Origin of the sequence: Fontibacillus forbon, assembly GCF_046559655.1 — a bacterium.
Taxonomy (GTDB): domain Bacteria; phylum Bacillota; class Bacilli; order Paenibacillales; family Paenibacillaceae; genus Fontibacillus.
The window spans coordinates 92,378-104,918 of record NZ_JBKGFV010000002.1 but is presented as its reverse complement, the minus strand read 5'-3'; the positions used below and the strand labels follow the sequence as shown (position 1 = coordinate 104,918).

Annotated in this window: 14 protein-coding genes; all 14 read left to right on the top strand. The window is 51.1% G+C overall.

Translation table 11 applies throughout. The features are described from left to right. Positions 1-5 precede the first annotated feature (5 nt). The 14 genes from ACLB09_RS07150 to ACLB09_RS07085 all read left to right on the top strand — a co-directional run bounded on the left by ACLB09_RS07150 (position 6) and on the right by ACLB09_RS07085 (position 12,537). The gene (locus tag ACLB09_RS07150; protein ID WP_410769116.1) at positions 6-683 is read left to right on the top strand and encodes a response regulator transcription factor; all 678 of its coding nucleotides are present in this window, start codon (positions 6-8) and stop codon (positions 681-683) included. Continuing rightward, complete coding sequence (locus ACLB09_RS07145; RefSeq protein ID WP_410769115.1) at positions 680-1,762, top strand: HAMP domain-containing sensor histidine kinase; 1,083 nt, start codon at positions 680-682, stop codon at positions 1,760-1,762. Before ACLB09_RS07150 ends, ACLB09_RS07145 begins: the two co-directional genes overlap by 4 nt. Positions 1,763-1,867: 105 nt before the next feature. Then, on the top strand, positions 1,868-2,563 hold the full coding sequence (locus tag ACLB09_RS07140) for a response regulator transcription factor (RefSeq protein WP_410769114.1): 696 nt from the start codon (positions 1,868-1,870) through the stop codon (positions 2,561-2,563). A 118-nt stretch (positions 2,564-2,681) separates the two neighbouring features. Beyond that, entirely contained in the window at positions 2,682-3,662 is a 981-nt protein-coding gene (locus ACLB09_RS07135; protein WP_410769113.1) for a sensor histidine kinase, read from the top strand. Between the two features lie 223 nt (positions 3,663-3,885). Beyond that, positions 3,886-4,818: a D-alanyl-D-alanine carboxypeptidase family protein gene (locus ACLB09_RS07130; protein ID WP_410769112.1), complete on the top strand. Its 933-nt coding sequence runs from the start codon at positions 3,886-3,888 to the stop codon at positions 4,816-4,818. An 11-nt stretch (positions 4,819-4,829) separates the two neighbouring features. Continuing rightward, positions 4,830-5,321, top strand: coding sequence for a sigma-70 family RNA polymerase sigma factor (locus ACLB09_RS07125; protein WP_410769111.1), 492 nt, complete (start codon positions 4,830-4,832; stop codon positions 5,319-5,321). Between the two features lie 102 nt (positions 5,322-5,423). Beyond that, positions 5,424-5,873, top strand: coding sequence for a VOC family protein (locus ACLB09_RS07120; protein WP_410769110.1), 450 nt, complete (start codon positions 5,424-5,426; stop codon positions 5,871-5,873). 415 nt (positions 5,874-6,288) lie between these two features. After that, entirely contained in the window at positions 6,289-7,131 is an 843-nt protein-coding gene (locus tag ACLB09_RS07115; RefSeq protein WP_410769109.1) for an aldo/keto reductase, read from the top strand. 36 nt (positions 7,132-7,167) lie between these two features. After that, positions 7,168-8,388 (top strand): MFS transporter, encoded by a 1,221-nt coding sequence (locus ACLB09_RS07110; RefSeq protein ID WP_410769108.1) that lies wholly within the window; start codon positions 7,168-7,170, stop codon positions 8,386-8,388. A gap of 477 nt (positions 8,389-8,865) precedes the next feature. Then, positions 8,866-9,369, top strand: coding sequence for a nucleotidyltransferase family protein (locus ACLB09_RS07105; RefSeq protein WP_410770048.1), 504 nt, complete (start codon positions 8,866-8,868; stop codon positions 9,367-9,369). 155 nt (positions 9,370-9,524) lie between these two features. Then, positions 9,525-10,322, top strand: a complete 798-nt coding sequence (locus ACLB09_RS07100; protein WP_410769107.1) for a DUF817 domain-containing protein — start codon at positions 9,525-9,527, stop codon at positions 10,320-10,322. A 34-nt stretch (positions 10,323-10,356) separates the two neighbouring features. Further along, positions 10,357-10,755, top strand: a complete 399-nt coding sequence (locus tag ACLB09_RS07095) for a hypothetical protein (RefSeq protein WP_410769106.1) — start codon at positions 10,357-10,359, stop codon at positions 10,753-10,755. A 116-nt stretch (positions 10,756-10,871) separates the two neighbouring features. After that, complete coding sequence (locus ACLB09_RS07090) at positions 10,872-11,762, top strand: NAD-dependent epimerase/dehydratase family protein (protein ID WP_410769105.1); 891 nt, start codon at positions 10,872-10,874, stop codon at positions 11,760-11,762. Positions 11,763-11,781: 19 nt separating this feature from the next. Further along, complete coding sequence (locus tag ACLB09_RS07085; protein ID WP_410769104.1) at positions 11,782-12,537, top strand: SDR family NAD(P)-dependent oxidoreductase; 756 nt, start codon at positions 11,782-11,784, stop codon at positions 12,535-12,537. Positions 12,538-12,541: the final 4 nt, after the last annotated feature.

Genomic DNA, 12,541 nt, shown 5'->3' with positions numbered 1-12,541 from the left:
AAGGTATGGCTAAAATACTCATTGTAGACGACGATCCGCACATCCGCGAGCTTGTGCGGGTCTTTTTGGAGGAAGCGGGAATGGAAGCGGCCGAAGCGGAGGACGGGGTGAAAGCTCTGTCCTTCCTGGAGCAAGAAAAGGCTGACTTGGTCATCCTTGATGTGATGATGCCGAACATGGATGGCTGGGAACTGTGCCGGGAGCTTCGGCGGCTGTATGAAATGCCAGTGCTGATGCTGACCGCCAAAGGAGAAACGAAGCAGATCGTGAAAGGCTTCGATCTTGGCACCGATGACTACCTCGTCAAGCCGTTTCAGCCGGCGGAGTTGGTCGTTCGGGTCAAAGCGCTGCTGAAGCGGTATCAGGTGATTATTTCCCAGACCGTGACAATCGGCAGTATCCGTATGAACCGCCGCACATTTGAAGCGGAAACCGATGAGGAAGTTTTAACGCTCCCTTTGAAAGAATTCGAGTTGTTGTTCCGGCTGGGCAGCAACCCGGGAAGAACCTTGACCCGAGAGCAACTAATCGAGGAGATTTGGGGCTACGATTATGAAGGCAACGAGCGGACGTTGGACGTTCATATCAACCGGCTGCGCGAACGCTTTTCCGAGGAGAAATACGGGTTCAGAATCCGGACGATCCGCGGCCTTGGGTATCGGTTGGAGGTGGGTGGAAATTGAAGTCCGGGACGAAAAAAGTTTTAAAGGTCACCTGGAATATTGCGAAACATATCTTGCAGTTGATTGCCCTCTTTGTGCTTTTGGCTGTTTGCTGGACGGGGGCTGTATATATCACCAAGGCGCTTTATGTCTATACGGGGAGCCCTCACTCGGATTATCTTGTCCAGCTTATTAATTTTATTTTAGGGATTATCTTGTTTATATGCTGCATGCTGTTCCTCAGCATTTATTTTCACCGTAAAGAAATGGCGATGTTGAAGGCTATCATCGATGCTATGCGGCGGATCTCGAAGGGCGACTTCTCGGTCAAACTGGAATATCGCAGCAATCAGCGGGAGTTTGAGAAGATAGCCCAAAGCATTAATGAGATGGCGGGTGAACTGGGCAGAATGGAAACGATGCGGCAAGATTTCATCTCCAACGTTTCGCATGAAATCCAGTCTCCGCTAACTTCAATCCAGGGATTTGCCGAAGCGCTGCGAAATCCGGGATTGTCCGAGGAGAAACGTGCGCATTATTTGGACATCATTGAGCGCGAGAGCCTGAGATTGTCCCAAATGAGCGATAACTTGCTTAAGCTGTCTTCGCTTGAGAGCGATCCGGCCGAATTCGAAACCAGCCGCTATAGATTGGACCGTCAATTGCAGGCTGTGGTGCTTGCCAGCGAGCCGCAGTGGATCGCCAAAAACATTTTTGTCGAGTTGGACCTGCAGGAAGCGGAAATCGTCGCGGCCGAGGATTTGCTGAGACAGGTGTGGGTAAATCTGCTGCATAACAGCATCAAGTTTACGCCGCCGGGCGGACAGGTTGTAATTTCGCTTGTTAAGCGGGAGAATGAAGCGGAAATCACGATATCGGACACGGGTATCGGCATTGACGAAAGCGACGTGCCGCGACTGTTCGAGCGTTTTTATAAAGCGGATCGTTCACGGAACAGAAGCGTAGGAGGGAGCGGGCTGGGACTGTCCATTGTCAAAAAGATCGTGGATATCCATCGTGGAGACATTACGGTTCAATCGACTCCGGGTCAAGGAACGATTTTCATAACCAGGATTCCCTGCGTCTGGGAGAAATCTTAATAACTTCGTAATCCTTTTTTAACCTTTTGTTTCTTTTCCGCATAGGGCGTCATGGTATGATGGTATTGTGAGTCAAGCCAGGTCAAATAAAGGATGAGTAAAACAATGAGCAAACAAATTCTGATTGTGGACGACGACGAAAAAATAGCCAAGCTGATCGAAATCTATCTGCTTAATGAAGGGTTTGCCGTTCATCGGGCGGATAACGGACTTTTGGCTCTCGAGATGATGGAGCGGGAAGAGATCGATCTGGTTGTGCTTGATATAATGATGCCGGGCATGGACGGTATTTCGGTGTGCCTGAAAATCCGGGAAACCCGCACCACTCCGATCCTGATGTTAAGCGCCAAAGACGGAGATATGGATAAAATCACCGGACTGATGACCGGGGCCGACGATTACATGGTTAAGCCGTTTAATCCGCTGGAACTGGTCGCCCGGGTGAAATCGCTGCTGCGCCGATCCTCTTATGCGGTTCAGCCGCCGCAGCCGCCCCAGGATCATCTGATCAAGCTGGGTTCCCTGCAAATCGACAAGGAGACGCACACCGCCATGGTGGACGGAAGGCCGGTCAAGTTAACGCCGATCGAATTCGGCATTTTGTTTCTGCTGGCCAGTCATCCCGGCCGGGTGTTCGGGTCGGAGGAGATTTTCGAGCTGATCTGGAAAGATAAATATTTCGAAAGCAACAATTCCGTAACGGTCCATATCAGCCGGCTGCGGGACAAGCTGGAGAAGGAAATGGATGGGGAAAAGCTGATCCGGACGGTATGGGGGGTCGGCTACAAAATTGAAGGCTAGCTTAAGATTCCTTGTTTGGATATTCTGGACTCTAGTTACCTCGCTGTTATCTTTGCTAATACTTGTTTATTTAGCAAAGTTGTTTTATTTGATTTATCCGGGAATCACCTTCAATAGGGTGATCTTATGGATCGGACGCAATATCGGGTTTCCTGAAGCCTATTATCTGTCGGGCGTGCCGATTATGCTGTTGTTTGCCCTTTACTTCTACCGTAGGAGCGTCCGCCGCCACGAGCAGAAATACCTCAAGCTGTTGATCGAGGAAGTTCACCGGATCGAAGAAGGCTCTGCGGCTAAAATTCCGGTGGATAATGTTGGACAGTTGGGGCAACTCGCGACGGACATCAACCGGATGGTTGAACGGCTGCGTACATCTATGGAAGAAGAACGAAGAGCCGAGCAAACGAAAAACGAGCTGATTACGAATGTGTCGCACGACCTGCGGACGCCGCTAACTTCGATTACCGGTTATTTGGGCTTGATTGACCAGGACCGGTACCGCGATGAAGTGGAGCTTCGCCATTACGTCAATATGGCTTATGAAGAGTCTTTGCGTTTGAAGCAGCTGCTTCAAGACTTGTTCGAATACACGCGGCTGCAAAATAAGGAAATGAAGCTGCACAAAAGCAGGATTAACCTGGCGGAAATGCTGTACCAGATTACGGCCCATTTCGGATGGCAGCTGCAGGAAAACAAAATGGAGTGCCGCTTGTTCATGAGCCAGCAGCCGCTGTTCGTGATCGCCGACGGGGACAAGCTCCGCCGGGTTTACGAGAATTTGATTACGAACGCCATCCGTTACGGCAGCGACGGCAGGTTGCTGGATATTCGGGGACGGATTGAGGGAAACGAAGTGATTACGGAAGTAATCAATTACGGAGAACCTATTCCGGAATCGGATTTGCCGCATTTATTCGACCGGTTCTACCGGGTGGAGAAATCGCGGGCCGCGCACACCGGAGGCTCGGGCATCGGGCTCGCTATCGCCAAGCATATCGTTGACCTGCACGGGGGTGTCATATCGGCGGAAAGCGATGAGGATCGGACCGTGTTCTCGGTCCGGTTGTCTCAAGACGATGTGGAGCGGCGCCAATACTAGATTGGAATTATTGAAACGGCTGATCGGGGCTGCGCCTTGGTCAGCCGTTTTTTTCATAGAAAATTGCTTCTTCTTGGACGGAACTGGATTATTATACCAGTTTAAGGAATTCGCAGAGAAATCTTAAGGGAATCTTAAGAATTTCTTATCCGTCGCGCAAACTCTGGGAGACATAATAGTAGACAGGAAACCATGTTTGGGAAATTAAGAGGGGTTGGCGGTTTTGTTTAGAAAGAAACGTTTTATTTTACTGTTGCTTATCATTCTCGTTTTTCTGTTTTATGACAAGTTATCGTTTCAAAACGTGCAGAAACACGGGAACGCCTTGATCGACCGAGTGGAGCAAACCTGGCGCGGGATACGGACTCCCGAACTTGCCGGAGTAGAAGGGCAAGCGGTCTTGATTATGGACCGGGGTAACGGGGAGATTTTATACAGTGATCACGGAAAGAAAAAAATGTACCCGGCCAGTACCACGAAAATATTAACCGCGCTCATTCTGCTGGAGAAAAGTGAGCCGGATGACCTGGTAACGGTTGGTGACGAGGTACTCTTGCGAACGGCGGACGAAAGCTCGGCCGGACTCGTTCCCGGGGAGAAATTGACCGTCAGGGATTTGACGGCGGCGATGATGTTGCCTTCGGGAAATGATGCAGCCAGAACGGCGGCGGCTTACATAGCCGAACTGGAAACAGGGGAACGCCAAAGCCCGGAACAGGCTATCGCTTATTTTGCCAAGTTAATGAATGAGAAGGCGAAGGAGCTCGGGACCGTAAACAGCCATTTTGTCAATCCGCACGGATTGCACGATCCCGATCATTATTCAACCGCCTATGACATGGCGCTGATCGCCCGGGAAGCCATGAATCTTGAAGTGTTTAATGAGCTTGTCGGGGAAACCGAATACGCCGCGGATCTGGAGGGTCAAGAAGATCACGTGTTCCAAAACCGGAACAAGCTGCTGAACAGTAGCGGGGAATGGTATTTTCAAGGGGCTAACGGAGTGAAAACCGGATACACGGAAAAAGCCGGATACTGCCTTGTAGGCTCGGCCGTAAGAGAAGAGAGAGAACTGATCACCGTAGTGCTTCATTCCACCGAGCAGGGTGTCTGGTCCGACACGGTCAAGTTGCTCGACTACGGGTTTAGAATCTGAGGAGGGTCCATATGAAAAAGTCATCGATGGATATGATCTACCGTGAATATAAAAACGATGTTTACCGATATTTGTTTTATTTATGCCGTAACCACCATAATGCCGAGGATCTGATGCAAGAAACATTTTACCGGGCATGCAGCCGGATCGAGGATCTGGAAGGCAAAAAAACGAAAGCCTGGCTGCTTCGCGTAGCCCATAACGCGTATATTGACAGATTACGCAAAGAGAGCCGTTCCTCGGCTTACGAGAACGAGTTCTTTCATAATATGCCGAGCGAAGAAACGCCGGAAGCCAGCGTATTGTCCGTGGAAAGCCGGGAGGAGCTGTTCGCCATGCTGTCCATGCTTCCCCCGAATCAACAGCACGCGGTGCTGCTTTACGATGTGCACGGATTTTCCTATCAGGAGTCGGCTAATCTGATGGGGATCGCGCTGTCCCATTTCAAAATCGTGCTGTACCGCGCCAGACAAAAATTGCGGAAAGGGCAAGAGACGGCCTAGTCAATCGTGCTGTTTTGATGTAGGATATAGAATACCAGAAAAAGTTAATTATTTTTGGGGTGAAATGTCCATCAAAACAAAATACGATTGGGAGGGATAGAAATGTTACCGCAGAGGATTACTTTGATCACTTTTGGCGCACAAGATCTTCCTTCGCTCAGAGCCTTTTACACCAGATTAGGATGGGAAGACACCCCGACCAGTTCTGACGATTACTGTGTTTTCACAACGGCCGGAGTACTGCTGAGCATTTTCCCTTACCGAGAATTGTTGAAGGACGCCCATTTGGAAGGCTTGGTTCCCGAAGGCGCGGAAAAGCAAAAGCCTGGTTACAGAGGGATGTCGCTGGCGGTCAATGTGGAAGAACCCGAACAGGTTGACGCGGCGATCGAAAAAGCCCGGCAAGCCGGAGCGGTGATATTGAAGGAACCGGAGGAGGCGTTTTGGGGCGGACGGTCCGCGTATTTTGCCGATCCCGAGTTCAATGTATGGGAAGTCGCCTGGAATCCGTCGGCCATTTTCGACGAGACGGGCGCAATGATATCATTTTAGCGAAAAAAGAAGCCTTAGCCATCCTATTTTCGTTCCATATCGTAGGCCGGGAGATCGCGTCCCGGCTTTTTTGCGTTTCGGTTACCATCTTTCCGGGGTGCGAAAAAAAATAACTGGAAAACCTACAGTTAAATTTACGGATCTGGTGCTTATCGTGAAATTAACTGGAAAACCTGTAGCTATTTTGGCTGATATAAGCCAATGTCATTGATTTGAGGTGAAATAACTGTAGTTTTTCCATCTAAATGTGGTTAAAAGCTAATCTACCCTAATTTAGCTGTAGGTTTTCCAGTTAATATGATGCGATGGGGGAGGGCTGTCATTTTCGATGCGGCTTTAAATTTTGGCCGAGGTAGGTCATAATATACTTTGGAATATTTTTCTCATCATAACCCAACCTAAGGAGGAAAAAATCATGCCTAACAATTTGCAGGAAACTGTAAAGCTCAATAACGGAGTGAACATGCCGTGGTTTGGTTTGGGGGTATATAAAGCCCAGGAAGGCGAGGAAGTTATCCAGGCCGTCAAATCGGCGATCCGCGCCGGTTACCGCAGCATCGATACCGCTGCTGCTTACAATAATGAAGAAGGCGTCGGACAAGCAGTCCGGGAAGCGATGGAAGAGAACGGACTGACTCGGGATCAGTTGTTCATTACTTCGAAAGTATGGAATTCCAATCAGGGCTACGAGACGACGCTGCAAGCGTTCGAGACCAGCCTGAGCAAATTGAACCTGGACTATATCGACCTGTTCCTGGTGCATTGGCCGGTTAAGGGCAAGTATAAAGATACCTATCGTGCACTGGAAAAAGTCTATAAAGAAGGCAAAGTCCGCGCGATCGGCGTGAGTAATTTCCAAATTCATCACTTGGAGGATTTGCTGGCTGACGCCGAAGTCGTTCCGGCCGTGAATCAGGTAGAGCTCCACCCGCAACTGACCCAGAAAGAACTGCTGAAATACGCGACGGAAAAGGGCATTCTTCTTGAAGCCTGGTCTCCGCTCGGTCAAGGCAATTTGCTCACGAACGATACCCTGGTTTCCATCGGCAAAAAATACGGCAAAACCGCGGCTCAGGTCATTTTGCGCTGGGATCTGCAGGTTGGCGTGATCACGATTCCGAAATCGGTCAACGAAGGGCGGATTACCGAGAATGCCGATATCTTTGATTTTGAGCTGAGTTCGGAGGATATCGCCGCCATCGATGGATTGAACCTAAACAAACGGTTCGGATCGGATCCGGACAATTTTAATTTCTAAATAATACGGACAAAGTGGTCGGATGGAGAGATTTGAATGAATAAAGTCGCAGCAATCAAGCCCACTGCGCAGGCGTTAACGGTGTACCCGATCCTGTTTGCGATCAGTATGGTTCATTTGTTGAACGATACGATGCAATCGGCCATACCGGCCTTGTTCCCGATTCTGAGGGATTCGCTGGCGTTAAGCTACGGACAGATCGGCTGGATTTCGTTCGCCATGAATATTACGGCTTCGGTGTTTCAGCCGCTGGTCGGCCTGTACTCGGATATTCGTCCTCGGCCGTACATACTGCCGCTCGGCGTATGCTTCACGCTGGTCGGCGTCGTCATGCTGGCGTATGCCCCCGCGTACAGCATCATCCTGCTGGCCGTAGCCTGTATCGGACTCGGATCATCGGTGTTCCACCCTGAATCTTCCAGAGTCGCTTACCTGGCGGCCGGGAACCGGCGCGGCCTGGCGCAGTCGATCTTTCAGGTCGGCGGCAACATCGGCACCTCGCTCGGCCCGCTGATGACGGCGCTCATCTTTATTCCGCTTGGCCAGCGCAGCGTGGTCTGGTTCGCTTTTGCGGCGATAGCGGCGATTATTATCCAGTTCTTCGTCGCCCGCTGGTACACTTCTTTGAACGTACAACCCCGACCGCGCCGCACTGCCCAGAGCGGGGAAGAAACGAAAAAATCCGGGCTAAGCAAGGGAAAAGTAGGGCTCGCCATATCGGTGCTGGTGTTGCTGCTGTTTTCCAAAAACGTGTATTCCATCAGCATTTCCAGCTTCTATGCCTTCTTCATGATGGACCATTTCGGGGTAGGCAAAAGCGCTGCGCAATGGTACGTGTTCGCGTTCCTTGCCGCGGCCGCCGTCGGCACGTTCTTCGGCGGCCCGATGGCCGACCGGTACGGACGCAAAAACATCATCTGGTTGTCCATTCTCGGAGCTGCACCGTTTTCCTTGCTGCTTCCTTATGCAAACCTGTTCTGGTCCGGTGTGCTCGTCGTGTTAGCCGGGTTCATCATGTCGTCGTCCTTTTCGATCATCGTCGTCTATGCCCAGGAATTGCTGCCGGGTAAGGTGGGACTGGTGTCCGGCCTGTTTTTCGGCCTTTCCTTCGGGCTGGGCGGACTTGGCTCGGCGGTGCTCGGTCATTTCGCCGACCAGTGGGGCATTTTCTTCATCATGCAGCTCTGCTCCTTCTTGCCGCTGATCGGGTTATTGACCGTGCTGCTGCCGAAAGATGAGGCGCTGCGGTCGGCATAAGCCTGGTTAGCGCGCTTGGTAAAAGCGGTTTGATATGAGATGCGGCTAGATCCCTATGGGGATTTAGCCGCATTTTGCGTATGCATGGAAGTAGGGCGGGGAGGCAAGATGCGATTGATTGTACCGATTCTAACGGACATGGCGGACGTTAAATGAAGATTTTAGCTGGCTATGGAATCCTAACGGACATGAGAGCCGCTAATCGAAGGAATTTAACCGTTTTTCCGTCGATTCCTTGGAAATAAGGTCTCCTGTGACCGTTAATTCGCAATAGCGGAGTTTGCGCACTTTTTAAGGTCTCCTATGTCCGTTAGAACATAATGAAGCGCGTTTTATGTATCAGCGCCCGGTTTTTCTGTTGTATAATGAAGGAACGTTTGATCCTTGAAAGGTAGGGATTTTGTGCTGGATGCGAATAAAGTCTCGCGGATTACCGATTCAGAAGGATTAAGGGCTGCGATCGGAAAGCAAGCCGAAATGATGGCTGATCTGAAAGCCGTTGCTTCCCTGGGATTGCCGCAGGGGTGCATCGCGGCGGGATATTTTCGCAACTTTGTCTGGGACGTCATGCATGGATATGCGGACAGAACGCCGCTTCACGATGTGGATGTGCTTTATTTCGACCCGGAATGTCTGGACGAAGGCATGGAAAAAAGGCTGGACGCCCAGTTAAAGGAAAGGATTCCGAATCGGGACTGGTCCGTCAAAAATCAGGCCCGCATGCATCGGAAAAACGACGAGCCGCCTTACCGATCGGTGGCCGATGCCATGTTACACTGGCCCGAAACCGCAACGGCCGTAGGCGCGAGCCTTAATGAAGGAGGGGACATCGAAATTGTAGCCCCTTTCGGCCTCGATGATTTACTTGGTTTGCTAGTGCGGCAAAGTCCATATTTTCGCGACAGGAGTATTTTTGAGCAAAGGATTCGGGAGAAAGAATGGCTCAGGATCTGGCCGCAGCTTACCGTGGTGACAACTTGAGAAGTGCGATCCGGACGAATGCTTCATGGGCGCATGTGGCGCATGTATGCTAAAATTTGTTTATTGAACTTATTTCCGTTTGGCTTGAAATCTTTAGTCGAGTTTTTAAAGCCTAGAGCCCGATGTTCTTTATGGGCAGGGACAGGAGAGAAATTATGACTTTTATCCGTAACTTGCTTCAGTTCGCTTGGTTACAGGCGTTGTGCTGCATTTTTCCGGTCATCATATTCGGAACGCTCGCACTGACCAAGGTGGTCGAAATTCCCGGCATTCCCCGGTACGATTTGATCTTGTTGATCTGTTTGCTTGCTCAGGCGGGAATGGTCGTTTTCAAGCTGGAGACGATGGATGAACTGAAAGTCATTTGCGTATTTCATCTGATCGGGCTCGGTCTGGAGCTGTTTAAAGTGCATATGGGCTCCTGGTCTTACCCGGAAGCGGGATGGAGCAAAGTATTCGGCGTTCCGCTTTATAGCGGATTTATGTACGCCAGCGTTGCAAGCTACATTTGCCAGGCCTGGCGCAGGATGAACCTGCAAATGACCGGTTGGCCGAAAGCTATATATGTTGTACCGCTGTGCGCGGCGATCTATTTTAATTTTTTCACGCATCATTTTATCGGCGATTATCGCTGGGTGCTTACGGGACTGCTGGTCATCGTATTCATCAGGTCCCGGGTTCATTTTACGCTGCTCGGCAAAGCGTACTGGATGCCATTGACCTTATCTTTTTTACTGATCGGCTTCTTTATTTGGGTAGCGGAAAATATATCCACCTTTCTCGGAGCCTGGAGTTACCCGGATCAGGAGAAAGTATGGCGGCTGGTGCATATCGGCAAAATCAGCTCCTGGTTTCTGCTCGTCGTGATCAGCATCATCATTGTTGCGCAATTGAAGCGGGTCAAGGCAGGAATGACGGACACCGAGATGCCGCCGAAGGATGCTGCCGAATAAGGATTGTCAAATCGATACATAGGAGAGTCGGCCCATGAACAAATCCAAGGGATACTTTTATTATTTGCTGTGGATTCTCGGCGCGTTGGTACTGGTTTATTACGGTAACCGTTTTGTCGCGATGATGGAGCAGAATCCGGAGAGATTGCTGAAAATCGGTTACGGCATGTTAGGAAATATATTGTACGGCCTGGTATTGGGAGCGTATGCCAGTCTGCTTGGCGGCCTTCCGAACCGGAAGAAGTTTTACCGTCCTTTGTTCTTTTTCGTTTTCATCCCAAGTTTAATTCTTATGCTGTACCCGGTGTTGAGCCTGTATCTAAACCTGCCCTATTACTCGTTATATAAAGATGTAGCGGCGAATGAAGGCCACTTCTACTTCTCTCTGTTGTGCGGGTTGAGTTTAATGAAAAGTCTGTTCGGCAGCCGTTAGCATAGGGAGATGGAACAAGAAGAGGAGCAGGGTCCGAATCGGCAAGAAGCTTCCATTATTGTGGAACCAGGATAAGAAACTTGCGTGAAAAATACGGTTCGAACGGGGTGTGTTGAATGGCAAAGGTGTTAGTGCTTGGCGGAACGAGATATTTCGGCAAAAGGCTGGTGGACCTGCTTCTTCAGGAAGGCGGTCACGAAATTTCCGTAGCTACGCGCGGTTTGACGGAAGTCGAATTTGAAGGCCCCGTGAAGCGGATGACCATTGATCGAACGGATGAGGCAGCGCTCGTCAAAGCAGCTGAAGCCGGGCCGTGGGACGTCATCTATGACAACATCTGTTATTCGCCGAATGAGGCGCTGGCTGCTGTCCGTGCTTTTGACGGGCTTGTGGGACGTTATGTGCTGACCTCGACATTGTCGGTTTATGAATTCGGCAAATCCCCGTTGTCTGAAGAAGAGTTCAATCCTTATACCTACAAATGGAGCACCGGGGACCGGGAAGATATGGATTACGGGGAAGGAAAAAGACAGGCGGAAGCGGTCTTCTTCCAGCAGGCGCCTTTTCCGGTTGCGGCCATGCGGATTCCGATCGTGTTGGGACAGGACGATTATACCCGCAGACTACATTTTCACGTCGAGCGGGTCATGAACGAAGCGCCGATCGGATTTCCGAATGCGGAAGCGGCAATGTCTTACATTTCCTCAGCGGAAACCGCTGCTTTCCTCAAATGGTTGGGAAGCTCCACGCTGACTGGTCCGGTCAATGCAAGCTCGGATGGGGAGTTGACGATAGCGGGCTTGCTTGAATTAATCGAAAGGGCAACCGGCAAACAACCGCTGGTCTTGCCGGAAAATGAAGCGGGCAAAGGGAACGAATCGCCGTTCGGCATCCCTTCGGACTGGGTGCTGGATATTTCCAAAGCCAAAGCGGCAGGGTATTCTTTTGGATCGGTTATGGACTGGATGCCGGATTTGATCGGTAACATCGCGGCGGGTCAAGCTTGAGACAAGGAGGCGCAAGGTAGTGAGCAAACCTTTTAAAGATCGGGTTGTAATCGTAACGGGAGCCGGGCAAGGCATCGGCCGCGGGGTGGCGGAGGCTTATGCCCGGGAAGGCGCGATCGTGATTGTAGCCGAAATGAACGAGGAGGCCGGGGCTTCGACGGCGGCATCTCTTTCTGAGAAAGGCGGACAGGGGCGCTTTATCCGCTGTGACGTTCGGAAAGAAGCGGACGTATTGATGTTGATGGCCGAGACGGTAACGGAATTTGGACGAATCGATGTGCTGATTAACAATGCCGGCGTATCCCGCTTTAAATCGCCGTACGAATTGACGGTGGACGAGTGGGACGACGTGCTGAATACGAACGTCCGCAGCACTTTTTTGGCATCGCGGGAAGCGGCGAAGGTGATGAATCGCCAGCCGGAGGGCGGCGCCATTGTCAATATTTCCTCGACGCGCTCGCTGATGTCGGAGCCGAATTCGGAGGCTTATGCGGCCTCCAAGGGCGCGATCGTCTCGATCAGCCACGCGCTTGCGGTCTCGCTGGGCGGGGATGGCATCCGCGTCAACTGCATCAGCCCGGGCTGGATCGAGACGGGCGATTACGGGGCGCTGAAGGAAGCCGATCACCGGCAGCATCCGGCCGGCCGGGTCGGAACGCCGGAGGATATCGCCCAGGCGTGCCTGTATTTGAGCCATCCGGACAATACGTTCGTGACCGGGGCGCACCTCGTCGTTGACGGCGGGATGACGCGGAAAATGATCTACGAGGAATAACCGT

What these genes read in the sequence shown, in the direction of transcription:
- ACLB09_RS07115 (WP_410769109.1), top strand. Translation starts at nt 6,289, where the DNA reads ATGCCTAACAATTTGCAGGAAACTGTAAAGCTCAATAACGGAGTGAAC.
- ACLB09_RS07110 (WP_410769108.1), top strand. Translation starts at nt 7,168, where the DNA reads ATGAATAAAGTCGCAGCAATCAAGCCCACTGCGCAGGCGTTAACGGTG.
- ACLB09_RS07100 (WP_410769107.1), top strand. Translation starts at nt 9,525, where the DNA reads ATGACTTTTATCCGTAACTTGCTTCAGTTCGCTTGGTTACAGGCGTTG.
- ACLB09_RS07120 (WP_410769110.1), top strand. Translation starts at nt 5,424, where the DNA reads ATGTTACCGCAGAGGATTACTTTGATCACTTTTGGCGCACAAGATCTT.
- ACLB09_RS07125 (WP_410769111.1), top strand. Translation starts at nt 4,830, where the DNA reads ATGAAAAAGTCATCGATGGATATGATCTACCGTGAATATAAAAACGAT.
- ACLB09_RS07095 (WP_410769106.1), top strand. Translation starts at nt 10,357, where the DNA reads ATGAACAAATCCAAGGGATACTTTTATTATTTGCTGTGGATTCTCGGC.
- ACLB09_RS07105 (WP_410770048.1), top strand. Translation starts at nt 8,866, where the DNA reads ATGATGGCTGATCTGAAAGCCGTTGCTTCCCTGGGATTGCCGCAGGGG.
- ACLB09_RS07140 (WP_410769114.1), top strand. Translation starts at nt 1,868, where the DNA reads ATGAGCAAACAAATTCTGATTGTGGACGACGACGAAAAAATAGCCAAG.
- ACLB09_RS07090 (WP_410769105.1), top strand. Translation starts at nt 10,872, where the DNA reads ATGGCAAAGGTGTTAGTGCTTGGCGGAACGAGATATTTCGGCAAAAGG.
- ACLB09_RS07150 (WP_410769116.1), top strand. Translation starts at nt 6, where the DNA reads ATGGCTAAAATACTCATTGTAGACGACGATCCGCACATCCGCGAGCTT.